This is a genomic window from Acidobacteriota bacterium, assembly GCA_016196065.1.
Classification (GTDB): domain Bacteria; phylum Acidobacteriota; class Terriglobia; order Terriglobales; family Acidobacteriaceae; genus Acidiflorens.
Map to the genome: position 1 here is coordinate 191,226 of JACPYL010000027.1, position 23,893 is coordinate 215,118.

25 protein-coding genes and 5 tRNA genes are annotated in these 23,893 nt (G+C 57.3%); 25 read left to right on the top strand and 5 right to left on the bottom strand.

The window, feature by feature from the left end; all coding sequences use genetic code 11:
• Nucleotides 1–4: 4 nt before the first annotated feature.
• Nucleotides 5–550, bottom strand: coding sequence for a GNAT family N-acetyltransferase (locus HY010_21940; GenBank protein MBI3478402.1), 546 nt, complete (start codon nt 548–550; stop codon nt 5–7).
• Nucleotides 551–645: 95 nt separating this feature from the next.
• Here HY010_21940 and HY010_21945 point away from each other — a divergent pair, with 95 nt between their 5' ends.
• The 9 genes from HY010_21945 to HY010_21985 all read left to right on the top strand — a co-directional run bounded on the left by HY010_21945 (nt 646) and on the right by HY010_21985 (nt 8,678).
• Complete coding sequence (locus HY010_21945; GenBank protein MBI3478403.1) at nt 646–2,022, top strand: exodeoxyribonuclease VII large subunit; 1,377 nt, start codon at nt 646–648, stop codon at nt 2,020–2,022.
• A gap of 59 nt (nt 2,023–2,081) precedes the next feature.
• Nucleotides 2,082–2,954, top strand: a complete 873-nt coding sequence (locus HY010_21950) for a TIGR00159 family protein (GenBank protein ID MBI3478404.1) — start codon at nt 2,082–2,084, stop codon at nt 2,952–2,954.
• Nucleotides 2,954–3,352 carry a hypothetical protein gene (locus HY010_21955; protein MBI3478405.1) on the top strand — a complete coding sequence of 133 codons (399 nt, stop codon included), beginning with the start codon at nt 2,954–2,956 and terminating at the stop codon, nt 3,350–3,352. Before HY010_21950 ends, HY010_21955 begins: the two co-directional genes overlap by 1 nt.
• Before the next feature lie 95 nt (nt 3,353–3,447).
• Entirely contained in the window at nt 3,448–4,815 is a 1,368-nt protein-coding gene (gene glmM / locus HY010_21960; protein ID MBI3478406.1) for a phosphoglucosamine mutase, read from the top strand.
• A gap of 199 nt (nt 4,816–5,014) precedes the next feature.
• Nucleotides 5,015–5,698: a response regulator transcription factor gene (locus HY010_21965; protein ID MBI3478407.1), complete on the top strand. Its 684-nt coding sequence runs from the start codon at nt 5,015–5,017 to the stop codon at nt 5,696–5,698.
• On the top strand, nt 5,695–6,378 hold the full coding sequence (locus HY010_21970; protein MBI3478408.1) for a HAMP domain-containing histidine kinase: 684 nt from the start codon (nt 5,695–5,697) through the stop codon (nt 6,376–6,378). Before HY010_21965 ends, HY010_21970 begins: the two co-directional genes overlap by 4 nt.
• 61 nt (nt 6,379–6,439) lie before the next feature.
• On the top strand, nt 6,440–7,762 hold the full coding sequence (locus tag HY010_21975; protein MBI3478409.1) for an amidohydrolase family protein: 1,323 nt from the start codon (nt 6,440–6,442) through the stop codon (nt 7,760–7,762).
• Nucleotide 7,763: 1 nt separating this feature from the next.
• Nucleotides 7,764–8,189: a CBS domain-containing protein gene (locus tag HY010_21980; protein MBI3478410.1), complete on the top strand. Its 426-nt coding sequence runs from the start codon at nt 7,764–7,766 to the stop codon at nt 8,187–8,189.
• A gap of 9 nt (nt 8,190–8,198) precedes the next feature.
• Nucleotides 8,199–8,678 carry a DoxX family protein gene (locus HY010_21985; protein ID MBI3478411.1) on the top strand — a complete coding sequence of 160 codons (480 nt, stop codon included), beginning with the start codon at nt 8,199–8,201 and terminating at the stop codon, nt 8,676–8,678.
• Nucleotides 8,679–8,784: 106 nt separating this feature from the next.
• Here HY010_21985 and HY010_21990 read toward each other — a convergent pair whose 3' ends face one another.
• The 4 genes from HY010_21990 to HY010_22005 form a co-directional block, all read right to left on the bottom strand.
• Nucleotides 8,785–9,318, bottom strand: coding sequence for a disulfide bond formation protein DsbC (locus tag HY010_21990; protein ID MBI3478412.1), 534 nt, complete (start codon nt 9,316–9,318; stop codon nt 8,785–8,787).
• Between the two features lie 38 nt (nt 9,319–9,356).
• Nucleotides 9,357–9,866, bottom strand: coding sequence for a TlpA family protein disulfide reductase (locus HY010_21995; GenBank protein ID MBI3478413.1), 510 nt, complete (start codon nt 9,864–9,866; stop codon nt 9,357–9,359).
• Nucleotides 9,867–9,930: 64 nt separating this feature from the next.
• On the bottom strand, nt 9,931–10,653 hold the full coding sequence (locus HY010_22000) for a cytochrome c biogenesis protein CcdA (protein ID MBI3478414.1): 723 nt from the start codon (nt 10,651–10,653) through the stop codon (nt 9,931–9,933).
• 268 nt (nt 10,654–10,921) lie between these two features.
• Nucleotides 10,922–11,959: a hypothetical protein gene (locus HY010_22005; protein MBI3478415.1), complete on the bottom strand. Its 1,038-nt coding sequence runs from the start codon at nt 11,957–11,959 to the stop codon at nt 10,922–10,924.
• Between the two features lie 350 nt (nt 11,960–12,309).
• Here HY010_22005 and HY010_22010 point away from each other — a divergent pair.
• The 16 genes from HY010_22010 to rpoB all read left to right on the top strand — a co-directional run bounded on the left by HY010_22010 (nt 12,310) and on the right by rpoB (nt 23,686).
• Nucleotides 12,310–12,385, top strand: a tRNA-Thr gene (locus tag HY010_22010).
• Nucleotides 12,386–12,613: 228 nt separating this feature from the next.
• Nucleotides 12,614–12,702, top strand: a tRNA-Tyr gene (locus HY010_22015).
• A 25-nt stretch (nt 12,703–12,727) separates the two neighbouring features.
• Entirely contained in the window at nt 12,728–12,898 is a 171-nt protein-coding gene (locus tag HY010_22020; GenBank protein MBI3478416.1) for a hypothetical protein, read from the top strand.
• 27 nt (nt 12,899–12,925) lie between these two features.
• Nucleotides 12,926–13,001 (top strand) — tRNA-Thr (locus HY010_22025).
• Between the two features lie 99 nt (nt 13,002–13,100).
• Nucleotides 13,101–13,175, top strand: a tRNA-Gly gene (locus tag HY010_22030).
• A gap of 22 nt (nt 13,176–13,197) precedes the next feature.
• The gene (locus tag HY010_22035) at nt 13,198–13,536 is read left to right on the top strand and encodes a hypothetical protein (GenBank protein ID MBI3478417.1); all 339 of its coding nucleotides are present in this window, start codon (nt 13,198–13,200) and stop codon (nt 13,534–13,536) included.
• A 30-nt stretch (nt 13,537–13,566) separates the two neighbouring features.
• On the top strand, nt 13,567–14,754 hold the full coding sequence (gene tuf / locus HY010_22040; protein MBI3478418.1) for an elongation factor Tu: 1,188 nt from the start codon (nt 13,567–13,569) through the stop codon (nt 14,752–14,754).
• A gap of 139 nt (nt 14,755–14,893) precedes the next feature.
• Entirely contained in the window at nt 14,894–15,046 is a 153-nt protein-coding gene (gene rpmG / locus HY010_22045) for a 50S ribosomal protein L33 (GenBank protein ID MBI3478419.1), read from the top strand.
• A gap of 75 nt (nt 15,047–15,121) precedes the next feature.
• A tRNA-Trp gene (locus HY010_22050) sits at nt 15,122–15,197 on the top strand.
• 39 nt (nt 15,198–15,236) lie between these two features.
• Nucleotides 15,237–15,485, top strand: coding sequence for a preprotein translocase subunit SecE (gene secE / locus HY010_22055; protein ID MBI3478420.1), 249 nt, complete (start codon nt 15,237–15,239; stop codon nt 15,483–15,485).
• A gap of 38 nt (nt 15,486–15,523) precedes the next feature.
• On the top strand, nt 15,524–16,150 hold the full coding sequence (nusG, locus tag HY010_22060) for a transcription termination/antitermination protein NusG (GenBank protein MBI3478421.1): 627 nt from the start codon (nt 15,524–15,526) through the stop codon (nt 16,148–16,150).
• Between the two features lie 105 nt (nt 16,151–16,255).
• A complete protein-coding gene (gene rplK / locus HY010_22065) occupies nt 16,256–16,687 on the top strand; it encodes a 50S ribosomal protein L11 (GenBank protein ID MBI3478422.1) in 432 nt (143 codons plus the stop codon).
• Between the two features lie 136 nt (nt 16,688–16,823).
• A complete protein-coding gene (locus HY010_22070) occupies nt 16,824–17,537 on the top strand; it encodes a 50S ribosomal protein L1 (protein MBI3478423.1) in 714 nt (237 codons plus the stop codon).
• Nucleotides 17,538–17,623: 86 nt separating this feature from the next.
• The gene (locus HY010_22075) at nt 17,624–18,157 is read left to right on the top strand and encodes a 50S ribosomal protein L10 (protein MBI3478424.1); all 534 of its coding nucleotides are present in this window, start codon (nt 17,624–17,626) and stop codon (nt 18,155–18,157) included.
• Between the two features lie 249 nt (nt 18,158–18,406).
• Entirely contained in the window at nt 18,407–18,787 is a 381-nt protein-coding gene (gene rplL, locus HY010_22080) for a 50S ribosomal protein L7/L12 (GenBank protein MBI3478425.1), read from the top strand.
• Nucleotides 18,788–19,219: 432 nt separating this feature from the next.
• Nucleotides 19,220–23,686 (top strand): DNA-directed RNA polymerase subunit beta, encoded by a 4,467-nt coding sequence (gene rpoB / locus HY010_22085; GenBank protein ID MBI3478426.1) that lies wholly within the window; start codon nt 19,220–19,222, stop codon nt 23,684–23,686.
• The last annotated feature ends 207 nt before the right edge of the window (nt 23,687–23,893 follow it).

The window sequence follows — 23,893 nt, forward strand, 5'->3', positions numbered from 1 at the left end:
CAATTTATTTTGGGGATGACAATTTATTTGGAGGGAAAGTCTTTCCGGATCGCTCCACGGCATAGACGTAGTGTCGCAATCCTCGCCAGTCAACTTCCTTCCAAATAGTCATTCCGTTGCGTTCGGCTACGCGGCGGGACGGGATATTCTCGGGGCGGATCAATGAGATCATGCGATCGACTTTCAAGTTTGCGAATCCCCATTCGCGGCATGCGACGGCGGCTTCGGTGGCGAAGCCTTGTCCCCAGTGATCGCGCCGCAGGTGGTATCCGATTTCGTAGAAGTATTCGTCCTCGACATTTTGGCGGATGATGCCGCAATCGCCGATCATTTCGCCGGACGATTGCAGGACCATCGCCCAGAGGCCGACGCCGTCCTCAGCGTAGCGATGGAGGTTGCGTTCAATCCATCGTTCGGTTCCTGCGCGATCGAGGGGCGCGGGATAGTGCTTCATGGTTTCAGGATCGGACACGACCAGCCCTAGCGCCGCGGCGTCATCTTTGACGAACTCCCGCAAGACGAGGCGGGCGGTTTCAAGGATCTGTTTCATCGAATAAAGTTTAGCGCCGGTCCATCTCTTCAGGGGAGACGCGGCAAGCCGCGTCTCTACATTGAAGTTTTTCGACACGATACACTAGGTGCTTCGTGGAAGATAACGATCAACTCGGTTTCCAGTTTCGTGCGCCGGAACGCCGCATCTGGACGGTGCGCGCGCTGGTTTCGGCGGTGCGTACGCATCTGGAGCGTGAGTACGCCGACTGCTGGGTGGAAGGCGAAATTTCCAATCTGCGCATTCCTGATTCCGGGCATCTCTATTTCACATTGAAAGAAGAGAGCGCGCAGATTCGAGTCGTGATGTTCCGGTCTTCGGCGAAGTTGTTGCGCTTTCGTCCGGAGAACGGGCTGCACGTCACGGTTCGCGGACGGATCACGGTCTATGAAGATCGGGGCGAGCTGCAAATCTCGGCAGAGTTCATGGAGCCGCAAGGCGCGGGCGCATTGCAGCTGGCTTTCGAGCAATTGAAGGCTCGGCTGGAAGCGGAAGGGCTGTTCGATAGCTCTCGGAAGAAAGAGATTCCGCCGCTGCCGCACCGGATTGGAGTCATTACCTCGCCGCAGGGAGCGGCTCTGCGGGACATCCTGAATATTCTTGCGCGCCGCCATCATTCCGCAAGCGTGCTGATTTATCCAGCTCAGGTGCAGGGAGAGTCCGCGCCCGTCGAAGTGACAGCGGGTGTTCAATATTTCAATCGCACGCGCGACGTCGAGGTCATCATCATCGCTCGCGGCGGCGGCTCGGCCGAGGATTTGGCGGCTTTCAATCACGAGGGACTGGCTCGCGCGGTGGCGGCATCGAAAATTCCGGTGATCTCGGCAATTGGGCACGAGACGGATTTCACGATCGTGGACTTCGTGTCCGATTTGCGAGCACCAACGCCTTCGGCGGCGGCGGAACTGGTGATCCGGTCGCGGCAGGAAATTGAAGCGCAGGCAGAAGACATTTATCGCCGGTTGGACCGTGCGATTCGCTACCGGCTGCTGATGGCACGGCAGGAGTTGTCGGAGAGAACGCAGCAGGGGGCGTTCGCCCGCATGATGGACGGGATTAACCGCCGCCAGCAACGTCTGGATGAAGCCAGCTTCCGGCTGGAGCGCGCGGAACGCCAGCTCGTGGAACGGTGCCGTCGCCGATGGGAAATCGCTTCGTCGACAGTACGCCACTATGACGCCCGGCAGCGTTTGCGAGCAATCGCACAACAGCTGGCTGCTCACACTGCGAGCCTGGCGGCGGCCGCGCATGCCCGGCTGCTTGCGGGCCGGGCTATTCTTGATCGTCGTGTCGCCGAGTTGGAAGCGCTTTCTCCAGTTGCGATCCTCAATCGGGGATACGCGCTGGTATTCGATGGAAAAGGTCAGCTGGTTACCGATGCGTCTCGCCTCAAACAGGGAGACGACGTTACCGCCCGGGTCGCAAGAGGAAGTGTGCGGGCGAAGGTGAATTCGGTTGACCCGGCACCGTAAATGCGTGGTGCTGCATTAGAATGAAGGCCAGCTGACTACCTGATCACTGTGAGGATCGCGTGACGCCGTCCCCGGCCTGGCCACACATCTCGCTGGTCTCGATCGTGGACATTCTGCTGGTCGCGATTCTCATCTACCAGTTGCTGGCACTGATTCGTGGAACACGTGCGGCTCCGATGCTGCTTGGGCTGGCAGTCTTGGCATTGGCCTTCTACTTCGCGCGGCTGGGTGAACTGCGCACTCTGAACTGGCTGCTGAGTACACTCCTTCCGTATGTCGTGTTCGCGCTGATTGTAGTATTCCAGTCGGAAATCCGTCACGCGCTGGCAAACCTGGGCACGCGCGTTTCGTTCGGACGATCTTCGAACACGGCGGGCGATGTGTATGACGACATCGTGCTGGCGGCAAATCTTTTCTCCCAGAACCAAACCGGCGCGCTCATCATCATTGAACGCGAAATCGGACTGCGCACCTACATCGAAAGTGGAGTGCCGTTGGATGCGCGTCTTTCCTACGATTTGCTGGCGACGTTGTTTCGTCCCAGCGCTCCTCTGCATGATGGGGCGGTCATTGTGCAGCGCGACCGAATTGCGGCTGCTGCCTGCTTCCTGCCGCTGTCGATGAATCCCGTGCTCTCGACACAGATGGGAACACGGCATCGCGCCGGTATTGGAGTGACAGAAGAGACGGATGCGGTGGCCGTGATCGTCTCCGAAGAAACGGGCGCAATCAGCCTGGCCGTGAAGGGGAATATCGAGCGCGATCTGAGCGTAGAGCGTCTGCGCGAGCGGCTGAGTCAGTTGCTGCGCCGCTATGCTCCTGCTCCCACGTTACCGCTGCAGGTAGAAGAGACCATGATTGAAGACGAGCCACCCAGTTCCCAGCCGGCACGCAGACACGATGCGACTCTTCGTCCGGGAGGCGATGACTAGTGCCGAGCGTGTATAAGCGCGTCTTCGTTCAGAATCTCGGCTTGAAGGTGATCTCATTGTGCCTTGCAATCGGGTTGTGGGTGGCGGTGGCGCGGTCTCCCGTTGCGGAAGTTGAGATGAAGATTCCGATCGTGTTTCAACATGTTCCGGAGAAACTTGAGATTGCTTCCACCGATTTCACCGAGGCTCAGATCCGAGTGCGCGGTCCCGAGCGGCTGGTGAGCCGGTTGCGCTCCACTGACGTCAGCGCACATCTGGATCTTTCGCCGATGGAAATCGGGGGCCGGACCTTTGATCTATCCTCAACCAACGTACGAGTACCGCAAGGACTCGAAGTAGTACAGGTGAGTCCTCCCCGGGTGACCGTTATCATGGAACGGTCGGGAGAAAGAAGATAATCCCGCCTTTAGCTGTTAGCTCTTTGCTTTAGCCAACCCTGTACGGGACCGGTGTGCGCTACAAGCTACGAGCTAAACGCTAAGAGCTCTCTTTCATGACACGACAATTATTCGGAACGGACGGAATTCGGGGCGTGGCGGGAGAATTCCCGCTGACACGCGAAAGCACGTATTGGATTGGACGGGCTCTGGGCCACGATTTGATTCGCGGAAATGCGAACGCGCGCGTGGTGATCGGGCAGGACACACGGGAATCGAGCCGCTGGATTGCGGATCGCGTTTCGCAGGGACTGGCATCCGTGGGCGTGACCGTGAGCAGCGCGGGGGTGATTACAACTCCAGGCGTTGCCTACCTGGCGCGTTCGCAGCGTTTCGATGCGGGCGTCGTGATCTCGGCGTCGCACAATCCGTGGACCGACAATGGGATCAAAGTGTTCTCTGGCGACGGCTACAAGCTTCCTGATTCGCACGAACTAGCGATCGAGAAGGAAATCTTCGCGCTCCTGCAAGATTCGCAGGAGGCGCCGCCCGACTCAGCCTCAACGGTTTCGAGTCTTCCGGGAGATGCGGAACTTCGCCATGCGTATGTCCGGTCGCTGGCATCAAGTATCACGGCAGAGATGAAACCTCTGCGGTTGGTGGTGGATTGCGCCAATGGCGCGGCCGCCGCCGAGGCTCCCGAACTATTTCGAGCGCTGGGGATCCTGGCGAAGTTTCTCCATGCCGCGCCCGATGGACAAAACATCAACGAGCAATGCGGTGCTCTTCATCCCGAGACAGTTGCTCGCTTCATGGTCGAAGAGACGGGGCCATTCGATCTCGGCGTAACGTTCGACGGCGACGCTGACCGCGCATTGTTTTCCGATGCGCACGGGCGGGTCGTGAACGGAGATGCGGTTTTGCTGGTGGCTGCGCGGGATATGAAGTCGCGCGGCGTGCTCGCGAATGACACGGTTGTAGCCACGACGATGTCGAATATGGGATTGGAACTGGCATTGAAACGGTCCGGCATTCGAATGCTTCGTGCCAATGTTGGCGACAAGTACGTGCTGGAAGAAATGCAGCGCGTGGGCGCAACACTGGGTGGCGAACAATCCGGCCACATCCTGTTTCGTGACGGAGACGCAACCACAGGCGATGGATTGCTCACGGCGTTGCGGGTGATGGAAATCATGATTCGATCCGGCAAGTCGCTGGCAGAACTGGTTGGCGATTTGAAAGTGTTTCCGCAAACGATTCGCAATGTTCGCGTGCGGGAAAAGGTTCCGTTTGCGCAGATTCCCGCGGTGCAGGAAACGATCGCTGCCGCAGAGCGCGAACTCGATGGCAACGGCCGCGTCGTCGTGCGCTATTCGGGGACCGAGGCACTGGCGCGAGTCATGATCGAAGCGGAATCGAAGGAACAGATGGAACGGCTGGCCGAAGCGATCGTTGGGGCGATCCGCAACAGCCTGGGCGTCTGAAGATCCGAACTGGACCCTGGTAAACCTGGCCCCGCACCATTGAGAGATTCTTCTGCCATCTTTCTTGTTGGTCTTCTTCCCTGCGTTCATTTTCTCTTTTCAGGAACCCCACGTCCTAAAGTGCAGCTTCGTTATCTTGTGTCCGGGGTCGATCCAGCCGAGAATGAAATCCTGTTCAGGTGAAGGTTAGACCAAGCTCATGAGAATTCTGATCGTGGAAGATGATATTGCGCTGGCGAGCTTCATCCGCAAGGGTCTCGAGGCGGAACACTACGCGGTGGACGCGTCCAGTGATGGTGAGCAAGGGCGGACGATGGCCCTGGAGTTTGATTACGACCTCTTGATCCTTGATCTCAACCTGCCTGGCATTGACGGTCTCGCGATCTTGAAGAGTCTGCGGCAGCGCAAGCCCAGTTTGCCGGTGATGATTCTTACGGCGCGCAGCCGCGTCGAAGACCGTGTGCAATGCCTCGACATGGGAGCCGACGACTATTTGGTGAAGCCGTTTTCGTTTCTGGAATTGTCTGCTCGAGCGCGGGCGTTGTTGCGGCGTTGTCATCTGCCCTCGGAGTCGGTGTTGGCCGTGCGCGATCTTCGGTTGGACCGGGTGGAACGCAGGGTGGAGCGGTCGGGTCGACGCATCGACTTAACCACCAAGGAATTTGCGTTGCTCGAATACCTGATGCGCAACGTAGGCCGTCGCCTGACGCGGGCGATGATTATTGAGCACGTGTGGAACCTGACCTTTGATTCCACGACCAACGTGGTGGATGTGTACATCAACTACCTGCGACGCAAAGTGGATGACGGATTTTCTCCCGCACTGATCCATACCGTGCGCGGAGTCGGCTATGAACTTGGGCCGAACGGAGCTGCGGCATGAGCATTGCTTCGCAGCATCGATTGGCGCGCGAGCAGGATCAGGCGGTACTGGGTGAGTTGTTGCACTCGTTGAGCCAGCCCCTCACCACGCTTCGATGTTCCCTGGAGCTTTCGACGGATGAAATTGCTGGATCTCCTCAAGATGCTGTTGCAGGGGCGCTCGAACAGACGGATCGCGTGATTGCAGTGGTTCGCCTGATGCGGGAGTATTTGGACGCGGAGTCCGACGACATTTCGCAGTCGTCCGCCCCGTTGCTGCCTGTGCTGCGCGAAGTTGTCGAAAAGCTTTCGCCGGTCGCTCATGAGCGGCAGGTCCTGCTGGCTCTGACAGGTTCTTGCGACACCACCCTCGAACTTGCCGAGCCGCGGCTGCGACTCGCGCTGCAATACCTGGTCGGGCGCCTGATCGAAGAACAACCACGGCATGGGGATGTCACGTTGCAGCTCAAGGACAGTGCGTCGGGGGCTGAGTTATGGGCGCATGTCCGAGAAACACCGATCACAACGACCGTACGACAGGATTCGTTTCGTAGAACGCTCCACCACGTGCAACGAGTGGTAGCGCGCCGGCTGCTTGAGTCCGGCGGAGCCTCGCTTGTGTTTAGCGGAGATGGCCATTCTGGTTTCCTGCTGCGCGTCGCGCGTTCCGCCCCCGCACTCGAATCCAGGCCCGCTCGGTGACATTTTTAACTGCGTAAGGCGCAGCGTCCGGAGTACAATCCAGCCTTCCCGGAGGTTCCCGTTGAAGCGCTGGTTGATCCTGCTGACTGTACTTGCCGCGGTTGCGGCAAGCTGGGCGCAGCCGAGTGGCCCGGTGTCGAAGGCCATAACGGTGATCCGCGCAGGCGTGCTCATCGACGGAGAGTCGGGTTCGCCGCGGCGCAACCAGGTCATCATCATTCGCGGGAACCAGATCGTCGAAGTTTCGGACGCCGCCACCGCTCACATCCCGGCGGGAGCCGAGGTAGTCGATCTTTCACAGGCCACCGTTCTTCCCGGCTTGATTGACGCCCACACCCATATTTTTCTTCAAGGGGAAGATCCCGCTGAAGGTGGATATGACATTCAGTTGTTGAAATTTCCGTTGGCGTACCGGGCAGCCCGAGCAACGGTTGCGGTGCGGCGTGCTCTCGAACAGGGATTCACAACATTGCGCGATATGGAAACGGAAGGAGCGGGCTACGGCGATGTCGGCATCCGCATGGCGATTGAAGGCGGATACATTCCCGGCCCGCGCTTGTTTGTTTCGACGCGTGCGATTTCAACGACCGGGGGATATCCGCTGGAAGGGTACGCGCCCGAGATCGAAGTGCCGAAGGGTGTCGAAATCGTGGATGGACCGGTAGAAGCGCGGAAAGCGGCCCGCGAGCAACTCGACCACGGTGCCGACTGGATCAAGGTTTACATGACGCACCGGTCCTGGGTCGGGAAGAACGGCGAGTTGGTTTCGCAGCCGACGTTGACCGTCGAGGAACTGCGAGCGATCGTCGACGAGACTCATGGCTGGGGAAAAAAGGTCGCCTGCCACGCTTACAGCGGCGAAGGGCTGCAGCGGGCGCTCGACGGTGGATGCGACTCGATCGAGCATGGGCTCGCGCTCACCGACGCGATGATCGCGCAAATGATCAAGCAAGGCACTTGGCTGTGCGCTACGCTGAGTCCCTATTATTCTGACTGGGCACCGGCGGATACTCCCGATGGCCAGCGTGATCGCAGGCGCGCTTCCGAACACGAGCAATCCTTTCGCAAAGCGGTGAAAGCGGGAGTGAAGATTGCCTTTGGAACCGACATTGGCGGAATTCCGTGGACGGAGCCGATCGCACAGGAGTTTCCGCGCATGGTGGAATTTGGAATGACGCCGATGCAGGCGATTCAGAGCGCAACCTCGCGGGCCGCCGACCTGCTAGACAGGAAGGGAAAGATCGGAGTGATCGCACCGGGCGCATGGGCCGACGTGATCGCGGTTTCCGGCGATCCGCTGGCGGACATAAAAGTCCTCGGCGCAGTCGCCTTCGTGATGACAGACGGCAAAGTTTTCAAGAATGAGTTGGGGGCGAAAAAGTAAGATGAATATCCTGGAGATGTGTGACGTGGAAGGCGCGTCGGTTCCGCTTGACGCTACCGCCGAGCAGGCGATTCGAACGATGTTAGATCGCCGGGTGGGCGCGGTCGCGGTGCTTGACGAGAATACCCGGATTGCAGGGATCTTTACCGAGCGCGATGTATTGCGCCGGGTTGCGTTGAGCGGGCGAGAGCCGGCCCAGATTCCGATTCGAGAAGTGATGACCACTCCGGTCGAGATGGCGACGCTCGATACCACTCCGGGGGAGGCGCTTGCGACGATGGTGGAACGTCATTACCGGCATCTGCCGATCGTCGATGACGACAGCCGGTTGCTGGGAATGCTTTCGATCCGTAATGTTTTGCAGGCTCGAATCGACACGCTCACACGTCAACTGGACAAAGCGCGTTCGATGCATGTGGTCCGCTAGGAGAGAATATTGACGAAACAACCGGACGGTATTCTCGGCAAGGCGTTACTGGTTGCCAGGGTTGGTGTGGGAATCTTCTTCATCTTCTTTGGTGAGTACAAAGTATTTGGCAGTGAGTTCGCACACACGGGATTCACGCACTACCTCGAAGGCTTCATTCAGCAGACTGCAGTCGGCTTCTACCGCCCGGTGCTGAGCCACGTCATCCTTCCGCACGTTGTCTTCTTCGGATATCTGGTCGGCGTGGTGGAGCTATTCATCGGAGTCAGCCTGATTTTTGGAGTGTTCGTCCGAGTGGCTTCGGTGGCGGGCATGTTGCACATGGTGAGTCTCACACTGGCGACGTGGTGGGGACCCGGACACAGTGTTCCTGCCTGGCGATACTTTGGAGCGGAACTCGATCACGTCCCACTGCTGTTTCTCTTCATGATCTTCTACGCCGCGGGTCCAACTGGATGGTGGCTCACGGCACGGCGCGGCCTGGACTAGCGAAAGGGCTACGCGCTACGAGCCCCGAGCCTCGAGCAACCACATCGAATCGTGGCCCGCAGCGGGAAGTTCCCTCTGCAATCTAACCTCTGACCTCTGACCTTATTTACTTGTGCGAATGCGGGCTTTGGGCGGGATTCTTCCGGGCGGCGGGGGCGGCTTTGCCGATCCTTACATCAAAACTGATGGGAAGTTGCTGCGGCGGATAACACGCGGAGTTGTCACACGCCTGATATTTCAGATTGCCACGCATTACATACTTGCCGGGCTGTACGGAACGTAGCGGACGAACGGAAACTTCCAGTTCGAAATCCCCGGTGTACACGTTGAGCTTTTCGTCGGGCGCGAACGCGAAGCTCATGTCGCGTCCGTCGGGATACGTGGTTCCTCCGATGACGATGTCGGTGGTGGCGCTAATTTTCAGGGCGGTTGGAATCAGGAACTCCGACTTCGGCTTGTTGGAGTTGATGTGATATCCGCGAGTGACACGAAATGAAAGCGGCACGGGTGATGCTTTGCCCTGGGTGATTGTCACCAGGGGAGCCGGGGCCATGCTTACGACCGGCTTCATGGTTGGCGCATCCTGAGCAACGGCGCTGGCCAGCAGCAGAACGAGCGAAGATGCGACCATCAATTTCATGCAGTTAAAGGTATCTCAACCCCTGCCGGCCTACGACGTTACTTTTGCGCCTGTACCGATTGCGCCTGGCCCAGTGCCTCTTTGATGTGGTCGACGAAGACACTGCGGCTTTGCAGGCCAAATTCGCGGGTCAGGAGCTTGCCGTCACGATCGATAAAGAACGTGGTTGGGAGCACGCCCACACCGCCATAGCTCTGGCCTACGGACTCTTTGCCCAGCAGAACCGGGTAGTTCACTCCCATCTCCTTGGCAAACTTGGCAATTTCGTCAGTACTGGTATCGTCCATGGCCACGCCCACAATCTGGAATCCTTGCGGGCCATACTCTTTTTGCAGCTCGACAAACCACGGCATCTCGATCTTGCAGGGTCCGCACCACGTTGCCCAGAAATTGAGGAGCACAGCTTTGCCGCGGAAATCGGAGAGCTTAACGTTCTTGCCGTCGAGAGATTGCAGTTCAAAGTCGGGCGCCGGTTGTCCGCGGAATTGTGCAGTGACCGATCCGGAGGCGCGGTTCTTGCGGGCAGCGTGAATACCGGCGAACAACATCGCAGCAACGATCGCTGCAACCACGATAGGGACAAGAGGATTTCTTTTCACCAGTTAACTCCTGCTACAACGCAAAACGGTTCAGGAACGACAACCAACCTGAGATCAGTGTAAGCCGACCCATGACAAGTAGTACTCCCAGAGCGATCAGCAATCCCCCGCTGGCAACTTCGAGAGCGTGCATGTGAAACTTGAAACGGTTATAGAACTTGAGGAATCGCCCGATCCCCAGCGACGTCAGCAGGAACGGAACCGCCAGGCCCGCCGAGTAGATGGCAAGTAAAAAAATGCCTTTCCAGACGGTGTCTTGTGTCGCCGCCATCCCCAACACCACGGCCAGGATCGGTCCTACGCACGGTGTCCAGCCAAAGGCGAATGCGAATCCGATTACGAAGGCACCCCAAGGAGTGGAACCACCTTTGAGTCCGTGCATGCGGGTATCAGCGAGAAGAGCCTTGATCTGAAAGATACCGGTCAGATGTAGTCCGAACAGAATGATAACGACCCCGGCGACGCGGGCTATCACCGACTGATACATCCGCAGCAATTCTCCCAGCTCCGTGGCGGCCGCGCCCAGCGTAACGAATACGATGCTGAACCCGAGAATGAACGCCACGGAATTCAGCATCACTTTGCGGAAGAGATGTCCTTCTTGCGACTTCAACTCTTCCACACCCACTCCGGAGATCAGGGAAACGTATCCCGGCACCAGCGGAAGGACGCAGGGTGAGAGGAACGAGATTAATCCCGCGGCAAACGCAGCGAGCGGCGATGGAGAGGCGGACATAGTTTCATTGTAGCGGCAGCAACGGCAATGCCGCTCTTTGAAGAGATGCGGCATCCGGACAAATCGTTACAAGGAAGCAAGTGAATCGTTGCAGGCCGGAGCTTCGGTTCTTCTGGCTCCTCCCTCAACAAACTGTCATCCTGAACGAAGTGAAAGTCCTGCTTTCTTGTGCAGTAGAGGACAGCAGATCCTTCGCTTCGCTCAGGATGACAGCTCAAAAAGAAAATTGCAGTCCAGAGTCGCCGGACGATCTCATGCCCCACTCTACTTACCGCGACTTCTTGCGCGGTTCTTTCGGCCCACCCGCCGGAGCAGGCGTTTCCGTCTGTGCCTCAGCCAGTGCCTTCTTGATGAACCCTGGGGGAACAGTAGCGGTCAGAATCGCCCGATCTCCCGACTGTTCTACTTTCAGGCTCTCGAAAAACGCCTTCACATCGACATCGGTGCCCTGAGCGCCGATGCTGGTTTCGGCGGAGTGAAAGACATTTAGAAATGTTCCGATCCGGCTGGCGACCTCGCTCGCGTCATCCTCGCTCTGCGTAAAGGCCTCGGCGCGCAAATGCAGGGCGCGGAGATAGCGTCCGGAAACCACCGCGACCGCGGGATTGGGAAACAGCAGCGCCCATCCGCTCGGCCCGCTGAACGAAATCGGTTGCGACGGATCGACCCGCAAAATAGCCCAGGACAGGCTGGCAAACGGCACTTTCTTGTAATACTGCCGCAGAAACTGTGGTCCGCCGAACGGGGAAGCCAGTTTGCGGGAGCGGTCCAGGATGCCGCGAATCACGTTTTCATCCGGATGATTCGACACCGCCACGCTGTCGTATGAAAGCAAGACGACCCGCACCGTACGGCCCTCGATGGGAACGTTATAGATTTCGAAGTCCTTGTAGTTGTCCACGGACGACGCGATCTTCTTGAGGTATGTTGTCAATCGTCCCGAATCGATCTTGCCGACGAAGATTTCGGAGAAACGCGCCTCGGTTGCCTCGCCGCCGGTGGCGCCATTTCCCCAACTTCCCGGATAGTGCACCGCAAACCCGGCCTCGTCCAGATCGCGCTCGAACTGGAAACCCGTCTCCTCGACAAACTTCTGGTATTCCGGATCGTGGGATACGGGCGGCAGCTGGTTGGTGGCGTTAAAAGTGCGAATCCACTTCAGGTTGATATAGAAGAATCCGTCGGCGCCGGGAAGCAGGCGAACCGCTTCCGGAGGCGCGCGTTTGCGGAGTTGGACGATGGCCACTACCGCGGCGGCAATGGCGAGCACGACGATCAGAACAGGGAGGGCGCGTTTGATCCGCATGAAGGGCTTATGAGTTTGGCATGATAGCACTTTGAGGCAGTTCTCAGTTGCCGGTTCTCAGTTCTCAGAACTGGAGGCTAGAGAGCCGGGATTTTGTCGAAACGTCGAGTAAGGCGTCGGGGTTCCAGCCGCGAAGCGGCCAGAGAATGCAGCCCACGGCGCGAGCCGTGGGTAAGAAGCGGAATGTGACTAGCCCCAGTGGGGCGAAAGAAGAGTTCGCGTACGGAATTTACAAACGCCTGCGTCAGTCTCCCGCCCACGGTTGCGCGCCCCTAACCCCTGTGATACCTTAAATAATTGTCCACGGCATCGGACAGGAAGTATTGTGCCTACGGCATGCTTCCGACTTTGCTGGCGTAGCTCAGTTGGTAGAGCATCTGATTTGTAATCAGAGGGTCGGGGGTTCAAATCCCTTCGCCAGCTCCAGGAAAACGGTTTTCCGGAAACAAAAGCAAGGTTTGCGCGGAGATTACGCGCGAGTAGCGAAAAGTTAAACGCACTCCACCAAAGCACTTTCCGGCAGGTCGCAGGTGTTTAGCAAGTTCGTGTCCAGCCAGTTTTCGTCGGGCATGACCTCCTGCATTTCGTTTCCCGAATGAGCAAGGCTGTAACGAAGGTGTGTTTGTTTTGGATGTTGGCTCGATTTCAGTTTTCGCACAGGTGGGTGAGTGGTTAAAGCCAACAGACTGTAAATCTGTCCCTCCTAGCGAGGTACGAAGGTTCGAATCCTTCCCTGTGCACCAGTGTTGAGTTGGCAGCGAGATGCGGATGAGCCGTTTCAGCCTGGCGATGGTCGCATACGCGGTGATTGCGGTTTTGTCGTGGATCACGCTGACGGACGAAAAACTTCGTCTGGCAACGTTGGCAATTCTGGCGTTGTTTGCGGTAAAGACGATTGTCCGGCGCAAAGATGCGATTCATCCGGACGGTAGCAAGTAGCCAAGTTGAGTTTGCTGAGTTTTGCGAGCCGATGTAGCTCAGTTGGTAGAGCACTCCCTTGGTAAGGGAGAGGTCATCAGTTCAATCCTGATCATCGGCTCCAGAGTTTCAAGAAGGCATGTAGGAAGGTTTTGTGGAAGGGCACGGCTTTAGCCGTGCCGCTGAGAGTCGTAGAAGAAGCGGCTTTAGCCGCTGCGGAAGCGCGGGAGTAACTCAGTGGTAGAGTCACAGCCTTCCAAGCTGTTGGTCGCGGGTTCGATTCCCGTCTCCCGCTCCAGGATTTAGAACTGCAGGGTTGAATGACAATGGCATTTGAGCAGGCAACAATCAAAGTAGATAACGAACAGGCCTTCGGAGAACTGAAGGCGGCAGTCGAGAAGGTATTTGCGGCAGACCGCATCACGAAGTATCTGAAGAAGCTGGGCGCGCAGAGTATCCGCATTCGAGACTGGGATGCGATCCTGGCGGCCGGTACGATTGACGTGATCGCGGAAATCAAGCTGGGAGCGGCGAAGTTGCTGTACCAGTCGCTGACCGTTTCCGATCAAGGGCAGATACGCGAGTTTTACCTGTCGAAGATTGAAGACGTGGACATCGCGCTACGCACCCGTTTCCCGAAACTTTACCGGTACTACTGACATAGCTGAAAAGCGAGGCAAAGCTAAAACATGGCGAAAGAAAAATTTGATCGAAATAAGCCGCACTGCAACGTAGGGACGATTGGTCACATCGACCACGGCAAGACGACGTTGACGGCGGCGATCACGAAGGTATTGTCGAAGCACAACCCGAACATTAAGTTCCGGTCGTTCGATTCGATCGACAACGCGCCGGAAGAAAAGGCTCGTGGCATAACCATCGCGACCGCGCACGTCGAGTATGAGACGGCGAACCGGCACTACGCACATGTGGATTGCCCGGGTCACGCGGATTACATCAAGAACATGATCACCGGCGCGGCGCAGATGGATGGCGCGATTCTCGTGGTCGCTGCGACCGATGGTCCGATGCCGCAGACGCGTGAGCACGTGCTTCTGGCCCGTCAGGTCGGTGTGCCGTACATCGTCGTTGCCTTGAACAAGTGCGACGCGGTGGACGATCCCGAGTTGCTCGATCTGGTTGAACTCGAAGTACGCGAACTGCTGAAGACCTACAAGTTCCCGGGCGACGACGTGCCGGTAGTTCGGCTGTCGGCGCTGGGTGCCCTGAACGGCGAAGAGAAGTGGGAAAAGCAGATCGACGCATTGATGGAAGCGGTGGACAAGAGCGTGCCGCAACCGGCACGCGAACTGGACAAGCCGTTCCTGATGCCGATCGAAGACATCTTCTCGATTCAGGGCCGTGGCACGGTCGTTACGGGCCGTATTGAGCGTGGCAAGGTGAAGGTTGGCGAAGAAGCAGAAATCGTTGGCTTCCGCGAGACGCGCAAGACGGTGGTGACGGGCGTCGAAATGTTCAAGAAGCAACTGGACGAAGGTCTGGCAGGCGATAACGCTGGACTGTTGCTGCGCGGCATCGCGAAAGAAGATGTCGAGCGCGGGATGGTCTTGGCGAAGGGTGGATCGATCACGCCGCACACCAAGTTCAAGGCGGAAGTCTACATTCTGACGAAAGAAGAAGGTGGACGACATACGCCGTTCTTCAAGGGCTATCGTCCGCAGTTTTATCTGCGAACGACGGACGTGACGGGGATTGCGGAGTTGCCGGCGGGCACGGAGATGGTGATGCCGGGCGACAACGTGAGCCTGGTGATCGAGTTGATCACTCCGGTGGCGATGGAAAAGGGCTTGCGATTTGCGATTCGCGAAGGTGGCCATACGGTCGGCGCCGGCACGATTGCGGAGATTGTTCAATAAATGCAGCTTCTAGCTACTAGCTTCTGGCTAGTAGCTAGAATCGCTGCCGATGATTGCAGATTTCCCGGCGACAAGAATCGCTGGGGACGAAGAGGTTCCGAGCTAGAAGCCAGGAGCCAGAAGCCAGGAGCTGTTTGATATGCCCCGAGAGATTATTACGTTGCAGTGCGGTGAGTGCAAAGAGCGGAACTATTCGACGACGAAGAACCGTAAGACGACGCCGGATCGCATTGAACTGAAGAAGTTCTGCGCGCGGTGCCGCAAGCACCAGGCGCACAAGGAAGTGAAGTGATTTGTGATTAGTGTTTGGTGATTAGTAAAGGCAGCGAGACTAGCCACTAATCACTAGCCACTGACCACTGTTTACAGGGGCGTAAGCTCAACGGTTAAACTGTCGGTCTCCAAAACCGAACTTGGGGGTTCGAATCCCTCCGCCCCTGCCAGATTTGGAGCGGGAAGCAGTCGAGGAAAGTGGGAGAGGTATGGCGACAGCGGTAGAGCAGAATGCAATCACGACCACGTTGAAGTCCTGGCCGGAGCGCATTAAGAGTTTTTATAGCGATGTGCGCACGGAAATGCGAAAGGTGAACTCGCCTTCCCGCAAGGAAGTGCAGGCGACGACCACCGTGGTCATCATCACCGTGTTCCTGTTTGCTTTTTATTTCTGGATCGTGGACCTGGCGATCAGCAGCAGCTTGGATCGCTTGCTCCATTATTTCTCGCGCAGGTAGTTTTCTCGGGCCAGCAGGCCGAGCGAAAGAAGTCATCTATGCCGGACGAAGAAAAGAACCAGGCCGCAGCGGGCGACGGCAATCCGCCACCGCCGATTGATGCAACCGCGGCTGGGGAGCCTCCCAAGAATCCGAATATGAAGTGGTACATCATCCACGCGTATTCAGGATTCGAGCGCAAGGTCAAGGAATCGCTGGAATCGCGGGTCCAGGCTTTCGGGTTGCAGGACAAAATCGGCAAAGTGCTGATCCCGACCGAGTCGGTCACCGAAGTTCGCGGCGGCAAGAAATACACCTCTGAGCGCATGTTCTATCCCGGCTACGTGCTGGTCGAAATGGATATGGACGACCACGTGTGGCATGTGGTCAAAGCCACGCCGCGCGTCACGGGATTTGTCGGCACCGGACAGCAGCCGACGCCGCTGTCAGCGGATGAAGTGAACCACATCGTCTATAAAGTTGCCGACAGCCGCGAGAAACCGAAACTCAAAGTCAAATTCGAGAAGAACGAAACCGTGCGCATCAGCGAAGGTCCATTCGCAACGTTTACGGGAGTGGTTGATGAAGTGAACGAAGATCGTGAGACCTTGAAAGTTATGGTGACGATTTTCGGACGCTCGACTCCGGTGGAATTGGAATTCGGACAAGTGGAGAAAGTGGCATAGAGCGGTCGTTCGTCCTTCGCAGTTTGTTGCAGAAGTTAGTTTTGATGAGCTTCGCGTTGGTGAGTCGAAAATCCTAGGCTCGCAGGCGGGGCGGAAAAAGAGAATATGGCAAAGAAAGCTACAGGTTCAGTAAAACTCCAGATTGCGGCAGGCAAGGCTACGCCGGCGCCTCCGGTTGGTCCGGCGCTTGGTCAGGCGCAGGTCAATATCATGGAGTTCTGCAAACAGTTCAACGCACGTACATCGCAGAAAGAACTCGAAGGCCTGATCATTCCGGTCGTCATTACGGTGTTCAGCGACCGTACGTTTACGTTCATCACGAAAACGCCTCCGGCTTCGATCTTGTTGAAGCGCGCTGCCGGGATTGCCAAAGGTTCCGGTGCTCCAAACAAAGATAAGGTTGGCAAGGTGACCGCGAAGCAGATCGAGGACATCGCGAAGCAAAAAATGCCGGATCTGAACGCAGCAACCGTGGATAGCGCGATCAAGAGCATTCGCGGAACGGCGCGGTCGATGGGAATTGAAGTAGTTGGGTAGAGATCTGGCTTCTAGCCACTAGCTTCTAGCAAGCTATGGGTTTGGTAGCTAGTAGCGAGAGGCTAGAAGCTAGTAGCTTTGTCACAATTACCACGGCTGATCGAGACAACGTTCAGCGGTGGGAGACGAGGGAAAAATGAAGAAGTCTGGAAAGAATATCGAGAAGTCGCGCAAAGCGATTGAAGCGCGTGCTTACACATTGCAGGAAGCGGTTCCTCTCCTGCAAAAAGTGAAATACGCAAAATTCGATGAGACCGTAGAAGTGACGCTGCGCCTGGGAGTGGATCCCAAGCACGCAGACCAGATGGTGCGCGGGACGGTTGTTCTGCCGCATGGTCTGGGCAAATCGAAAAAAGTCCTGGTCATTGCCAGCGGCGACAAGATTCGCGAAGCGGAAGCAGCAGGCGCGGACTTTGTCGGCGGCGAAGACATGGTCGAGAAGATCACCAAGGAAAACTGGACGGATTTCGACGCGCTCATCGCTACTCCCGACATGATGAAGTCGGTGGGCCGCCTGGGTAAAGTGCTTGGTCCGAAGGGGCTGATGCCGAACCCGAAAACGGGCACTGTGACGATCGACGTCGCACGCGCGGTGCAGGAAGTCAAGGCCGGCAAAGTGGAATTCCGTACCGACAAGACAGCGCTGGTCCATGTGCCGGTGGGCAAGATTTCCTTCACGCCCGACAAGCTGGTCGATAACGCGACCACGTTGATTTCGAGCGTGATCAAGGCGAAACCGGCTGTGGCGAAAGGCAAGTACATCAAGGCCTGCTACTTGAGTTCCTCGATGGGACCTGGGATTTCGCTCGACACGACGGCGATTGAAGCTGCATCCAAGACGGCGGTCTAAGTTCGGCCGGCTAGGGATAGAACTGCCGAGCTTTGCTCGGCTTTCGGGCCGGCGAGACGCCGGCGCCACATAAGAAAGGGTTGGATATGGCGGTTACTCGAGCACGAAAAAAAGAGCAAGTTGAGAGTCTCAGCGGCGATTTGAAGAATGTGTCCAGCGTGATCGTTGCTACCTACACGAAGCAGACGGTTGCCAAGGATTTCGAGTTGCGCAAGACGCTGCGCTCCTCCGGCGCGAAATATCGCGTGGTCAAGAACACGCTGGCGGAACGCGCCGGCAAGGGCACCAAGATCGAGCAGGCGCTCACGAATCTGTCGGGCGTGACTTCGATTGCGTACACGGAAGGCGATCCGGTCGCGTTAGCGAAAGTCCTTGCGAAGTACGCCAAGGAAAATCCGGAGTTCACCTTTAAGGCTGGAGTGGTCGAAGGCCGCGTAGTCACGGTGAAGGACATCGAAGCGCTCGCGACCATGCCGTCGAAGGAAGAAATCTACGCGAAACTTCTGTACATGCTGAATGCTCCGTCGCAGCGTCTGGTTACGGCCATGAACGCGGTGGGACGGAACCTGGCGGTGGTGATCGACCAGGGTGTGCAGCAGAAAAAGTTCAAAGAAGCGTAAAGGCAGCTATTAGCTACTGGCTGCTAGCTACTAGCGAACAGGTTCTGCTTGCTGGATGCGAGTGGCCAGAAGCTAGAAGCGATTACAAGTTTCGACTGGCGCGAGCTGGTCAGAAAAGATTTGGCTGTCCTTAGCGGGGGTTGCGCGGCTGAGACTTGGCGTTGTCTGGCGCCGAGAGGTAGGCCTGGTCGCACTGGAAACCCGGCGATGGGATGGCGAAATCACCAATTTAAATAGCGGAGAGACAAAATGGCAGATCTGCAGCAGTTGGAAGAGTCAATCGTTGGCCTGTCTTTGCTGGAAGCAGCGGAACTGGTCAAGAAACTGGAAACACGTTTGGGCGTCTCGGCGGCGGCAGCGGCCCCGGTGATGGTTGCCGGCGGAGGCGGAGCGGCGGCAGCAGCTCCGGCGGAAGAAAAGACCGAATTCACCGTCGTACTGAAGGACGTTGGATCCAATAAGATCAATGTAATCAAAGCGGTACGTGAAGTCACCGCCTTGGGCTTGAAGGAAGCCAAGGATCTGGTCGACGGCGCACCGAAGAGCATCAAGGAAGGCGTCTCGAAGGAAGAGGCGGAGACCATCAAGAAGAAGTTCACGGAAGCTGGCGCAACTGTCGAAGTGAAGTAGGCTTCGAGGTGCCGGAAGAGCTGTGGTTTCCACAGTCTTCCACAGGCAACCGTTGACGAAAAAGTAGATGAATCCCGGGTGAGGGTGTTAGTATCTATATACTCACCCGGTATTCTGACTTCGAGGTGGTAGCGACCCTGTTCTCCTAAGGCAAACCAGGTATCACCAGGAAAGCGGATCGCTCAATCAAGTTTGGCAGCCGGTCCCGCGGGCGGCGGGACGGAACAGGCCTTTTGAACTGGCGCGGAACTTTACAACAGGATTAGCAGCAAGCGTCGAGCGAGGCGCCGGGGGACAGACTTGTCCCTGCCGGTGCCCGCTGTTATTTTCCGCGCATACCGCCCACGAGTAGTCTTTCGGCGCTTCATCGCGCCTCTTGTTCCGCGTTGCACGGCAAGCCCCCAGGCTGCCTGAAAGCAGGAGTCCCTGAGAATGGCAAAGCATAACACCTTCCGCAAACGTTTTGATTTTTCAAAAATTCCGGCCACCATCCAGATCCCGAACCTGATCGAGGTTCAGAAGCGATCGTATGAACGCTTCTTGCAGATGGACAAGCTGCCCAGCGAGCGCGAAGACGGCGGTCTCCAGGCTGTATTTCAGTCTGTGTTTCCAATCACCGACTTCCGCAATGTCTCGCAGCTCGAGTTCGTGGACTATGCGATCGGCAACTGGGAGTGCAAGTGCGGCCACTTGAAAGGGCTGCATCACCTGCGCACCACTTGTAAGAATTGCGGATCCACCGTCATCACCGATCCGTTTCATCCGGGCGATGTGCTCTGCCACAAGTGCGGCACGTACAACGCGAACACGCCTGATTTTTGTAACAAGTGCGGCGACCCGGTTGGATTGCAGTTGAAGTACGACGTAGCGGAGTGTGAAGAGCGGGGCATGACGTACTCCGCGCCGCTTAAAGTCACAATGCGCTTGACGATCTGGGACAAGGATCCCGAGACCGGCAACCGTTCGATTCGCGATATCAAGGAACAGGAAGTATTTTTCGGCGACGTTCCCCTGATGACGCAGAACGGCACGTTCATCATCAACGGCACCGAGCGCGTAATCGTCAGCCAGTTGCACCGCTCGCCGGGCGTGTTCTTCGAGACCGCCAACAACCGCACCTACTTCCTCGGCAAGATCATTCCGTACCGCGGATCGTGGGTTGAGTTTGAGTACGACCAGAAAAACGTGCTCTACGTTCGTATCGACCGTAAGCGCAAATTTCTGGGCACGATCTTCCTGCGCGCGTTGGGACTGCGGGCGGGCGAGGACATTCTGCGGACGTTCTACACCGTTGATCGGCTGGCGGTCCGCGACAACAAGTTGTTCTGGACGCTTGATCCGACCAGCGACAAGGCGACGAACCTGCTGGGCATGAAGCTGGCGCACAGCGTCAAGTCGAAGTCCGGCGAAGAAGTGGCACATTCCGGCCGCAAGATCAGCGCCGCGATTCTCAAGGAAATTCAGAAAGCGAAGATCACTGAGATCGAAATCGATACGACCGATCTTGAAGGCGCGTGGTCGGCCAGCGATATCGTCGACACGACGACGGGCGAAGTGCTGCTCGAAGCGAACTCGGAAATCACTGCTGACAAGGTTGCCAAGATTCTGGAATCGGGCGGCGTTGTCGAGATGAGCGTGTTCTTCCCCGAGCGCGACGACGTGGGCACGGTCATCAGCCAGACGTTACGGCGCGATTCGGTCAAGACTCCTTCGGAAGCGCTGATCGAGATCTACCGCAAGCTGCGTCCGGGCGATCCGCCAACGCTGGATACGGCGACGGCATTGTTCCAGGGCATGTTCTTCGATCCGCGGAAGTATGACTTCTCGCGGGTGGGCCGCCTGAAGTTCAACATCAAGCTGTTCGAAAACCAGGAAGCAACCAGCCTGGAACAGCGGACGCTTGATCCGACGGATTTCTACGCGACCATCAAGTACCTGCTGAAGCTGCGCAAGAACATCGGCGCGGTGGACGACATCGATCACTTGGGTAATCGCCGTGTTCGCGCGGTTGGCGAACTGCTCGAGAACCAGTTCCGTATCGGCCTGGTCCGCATGGAACGGGCGATCAAGGAAAAGATGAGCGTGTACCAGGAAATGTCGACGGCGATGCCGCACGACCTGGTCAATGCCAAGCCGGTGATGGCTGCGATCCGCGAATTTTTCGGATCGTCGCAGCTCTCCCAGTTCATGGATCAGACGAACCCGCTGTCGGAAATCACGCACAAGCGGCGTCTGTCAGCCCTTGGGCCGGGCGGCTTGTCGCGCGAACGCGCTGGATTCGAAGTCCGCGACGTGCACCCGACGCACTATGGACGTATCTGTCCGATTGAAACGCCGGAAGGTCCGAACATTGGATTGATTTCGTCGCTCAGCTGTTTTGCGCGCATCAACGATTACGGATTCATCGAGTCGCCCTATCGCAAGATTAAGAACGCGCGGGTGGTCGACTACGTGACCGTCGTAAATGCGGGCGACGCTGACTTCAAGGTTGGCGATCATCTTGAAAAGAGCGAAATCGAAAAGATCAATGCCGACTTGAAGGAACGCCGCAAAAAGCCGGTCGAGATTGAGCCGTTCTCGTTCTACTTGTCCGCCTGGGAAGAAGATCGTCACACGATCGCGCAGGCGAACATTGAATTGGATGAGAAGGGCCGCATCGCTTCTGAGCTGGTCAACGCTCGTAAGGCGGGCAACTTCGTTCTCGTCAACCGCGAGGAAGTGGACTACGTCGACGTCAGCCCGAAGCAGTTGGTTTCGGTCGCTGCGTCACTCGTACCGTTCCTTGAACACGACGACGCGAACCGCGCGCTGATGGGCGCGAACATGCAGCGCCAATCCGTTCCTCTGCTCCGTGCACAGGCTCCGATTGTTGGAACCGGTATGGAAGGCGTGACGGCGCGCGATTCGGGCGCAGTCATCCTGGCCAAGCGTAACGGCATCATTGACTCAGTCGATTCCGAGCGCATCATTGTGCGCGTGGAAGGCGAGCATCATCCGATGCAGCTTTCGCGCGAAGTGGGCAGCGACATTTATCAGCTCACCAAGTTCAAGCGCTCGAACCAGAACACGTGTATCAACCAGAAGCCGATCGTGAAAAAAGGCCAGCGCGTAGTGAAGGGACAAGTCATTGCGGACGGTCCCTGCACGGACTTCGGCGAGTTGGCGCTCGGACGCAACGTGCTCGTGGCATTCATGCCGTGGCGCGGCTACAACTTCGAAGACGCGATCCTCGTTTCGGAAAAGATGGTGAAGGAGGATTACTACACCTCCGTCCACATCGAGGAATTCGAACTCGAAGCCCGCGATACGAAACTCGGTCCGGAAGAAGTCACGCGCGACATCCCGAACGTCAGCGAAACCACGCTGCGCAATCTGGATGAAGCGGGCGTCATCCGCATCGGCGCGACCATCAAGCAGGGCGACATCATCGTGGGCAAAGTTACGCCCAAGGGTGAGACCCAGTTGACTCCGGAAGAGAAACTGTTGCGCGCGATCTTCGGCGAAAAGGCTGGCGACGTCCGCGATGCTTCGCTCTACTGCCCGCCTGGAATCGAAGGCGTAGTGGTGGATGTGAAGATCTTCTCCCGCAAGGGTCAGGAAAAGGACGAACGCGCCAAGTCGATTGAAGGCGAGCAGATTGCGAAGTTGGAAAAGAACCTTTCGGACGAAATCCGAATTCTTACCGACGAGCGTTTGAAGCGCCTGGAAGCGATTCTTGGTGGCAAAGAAGTGCAGGCTGATCTGCACGACGAGCGCACCAACAAGCGTCTTCTGACCAAGGGCGGCATTCTGGACCGCGACACCATCGAACGTATTTCGACGCGCAATTTGAAGCGCATCAAGTACGCCGACAAGGATCCGCGTGTCAACGAGCAGATCGACGAGATCGAAGAAATGACGTCTCGCCAGATCGACGTGCTCAAGAAGATCGTCAACGAGAAGAAGGACAAACTCACCAAGGGTGATGAACTGCCACCGGGAGTGATCAAGCTGGTGAAGGTTTATATCGCCATGAAGCGCAAGCTGAGCGTCGGCGACAAGATGGCCGGACGCCACGGTAACAAGGGAGTGATCGCGCGCATCCTGCCGGAAGAGGATATGCCGTACCTCGAAAACGGCACGCCGGTTGAGATTGTTCTGAACCCGCTGGGTGTTCCTTCCCGTATGAACGTGGGACAGATTCTCGAGACTCACCTCGGTTGGGCGGGTCACGAACTCGGCGAGAAGATCACCGAACTCCTAAAGCACAACACTCGTTCGGAAGCGATTCGGCGTGACTTGAAGGCGCTGTTTAAAGACACGGTGCTTGCGGAAACGATCGCTGACATGAGCGAAGACGAGCTGGAAGCGGTTGCTCCTACGCTTGCTAAGGGTGTGTTCATGGGATCGGCCGTGTTTGACGGCGCTCGTGAATCGGAAATCAAAGCGCTGCTCTCGAGCGCGGGCTTGCCCACCTCGGGCAAGACGAGCTTGCGCGACGGCATGACGGGCGAGAAATTCGAACAGCCCGTTACGGTCGGCTATATCTACATGTTGAAGCTGTCGCACTTGGTGGACGACAAGATTCACGCACGGTCCATCGGTCCGTACTCGCTGATCACCCAGCAGCCGCTGGGCGGCAAGGCGCAGTTCGGCGGACAGCGCTTCGGAGAAATGGAAGTTTGGGCTCTTGAAGCGTACGGCGCGGCGTTCATCCTGCAGGAATTGCTCACCGCGAAGTCGGACGACGTGTACGGACGCACCAAAATCTACGAGGCCATCGTCAAAGGCGAGGCCGCGATGGAGCCGGGCGTTCCGGAATCGTTCAACGTGCTGATTCGCGAATTGCAGTCGCTCTGCCTAGATGTGGAATTGATCAAGGCCACGGAGAAGAAGCCGGTGGCGGTAGCTGCGGACTAGTTCTCAGTTCTCAGGAAAAGCCTAAAAGCTGAGAGCCGGGCTGAGACGAAGATTCGCTCACAAATTTTGAACCATTAGCCAGCGCGGCACACGCTCTCAGTGCCGCAATCTGGCGAAGAGACTCGACCGGTTTGACTGGGAACTGAGAACCGGGAACTGAGAACTGAAGTTGAGAGCCGCTGGCGGTCGCGTTAGATCGCAGGAAAG

Excerpts from the sequence above, each read along its gene's own strand:
- HY010_21940 (MBI3478402.1), bottom strand. The coding sequence starts at position 550 with ATGAAACAGATCCTTGAAACCGCCCGCCTCGTCTTGCGGGAGTTCGTC.
- glmM (MBI3478406.1), top strand. The coding sequence starts at position 3,448 with ATGACACGACAATTATTCGGAACGGACGGAATTCGGGGCGTGGCGGGA.
- HY010_21965 (MBI3478407.1), top strand. The coding sequence starts at position 5,015 with ATGAGAATTCTGATCGTGGAAGATGATATTGCGCTGGCGAGCTTCATC.
- HY010_21970 (MBI3478408.1), top strand. The coding sequence starts at position 5,695 with ATGAGCATTGCTTCGCAGCATCGATTGGCGCGCGAGCAGGATCAGGCG.
- HY010_21980 (MBI3478410.1), top strand. The coding sequence starts at position 7,764 with ATGAATATCCTGGAGATGTGTGACGTGGAAGGCGCGTCGGTTCCGCTT.
- HY010_21990 (MBI3478412.1), bottom strand. The coding sequence starts at position 9,318 with ATGAAATTGATGGTCGCATCTTCGCTCGTTCTGCTGCTGGCCAGCGCC.
- HY010_21995 (MBI3478413.1), bottom strand. The coding sequence starts at position 9,866 with ATGTTGTTCGCCGGTATTCACGCTGCCCGCAAGAACCGCGCCTCCGGA.
- HY010_22000 (MBI3478414.1), bottom strand. The coding sequence starts at position 10,653 with ATGTCCGCCTCTCCATCGCCGCTCGCTGCGTTTGCCGCGGGATTAATC.
- HY010_22005 (MBI3478415.1), bottom strand. The coding sequence starts at position 11,959 with ATGCGGATCAAACGCGCCCTCCCTGTTCTGATCGTCGTGCTCGCCATT.
- HY010_22020 (MBI3478416.1), top strand. The coding sequence starts at position 12,728 with ATGAGCCGTTTCAGCCTGGCGATGGTCGCATACGCGGTGATTGCGGTT.
- HY010_22035 (MBI3478417.1), top strand. The coding sequence starts at position 13,198 with ATGACAATGGCATTTGAGCAGGCAACAATCAAAGTAGATAACGAACAG.
- tuf (MBI3478418.1), top strand. The coding sequence starts at position 13,567 with ATGGCGAAAGAAAAATTTGATCGAAATAAGCCGCACTGCAACGTAGGG.
- rpmG (MBI3478419.1), top strand. The coding sequence starts at position 14,894 with ATGCCCCGAGAGATTATTACGTTGCAGTGCGGTGAGTGCAAAGAGCGG.
- secE (MBI3478420.1), top strand. The coding sequence starts at position 15,237 with ATGGCGACAGCGGTAGAGCAGAATGCAATCACGACCACGTTGAAGTCC.
- nusG (MBI3478421.1), top strand. The coding sequence starts at position 15,524 with ATGCCGGACGAAGAAAAGAACCAGGCCGCAGCGGGCGACGGCAATCCG.
- rplK (MBI3478422.1), top strand. The coding sequence starts at position 16,256 with ATGGCAAAGAAAGCTACAGGTTCAGTAAAACTCCAGATTGCGGCAGGC.
- HY010_22070 (MBI3478423.1), top strand. The coding sequence starts at position 16,824 with ATGAAGAAGTCTGGAAAGAATATCGAGAAGTCGCGCAAAGCGATTGAA.
- HY010_22075 (MBI3478424.1), top strand. The coding sequence starts at position 17,624 with ATGGCGGTTACTCGAGCACGAAAAAAAGAGCAAGTTGAGAGTCTCAGC.
- rplL (MBI3478425.1), top strand. The coding sequence starts at position 18,407 with ATGGCAGATCTGCAGCAGTTGGAAGAGTCAATCGTTGGCCTGTCTTTG.
- rpoB (MBI3478426.1), top strand. The coding sequence starts at position 19,220 with ATGGCAAAGCATAACACCTTCCGCAAACGTTTTGATTTTTCAAAAATT.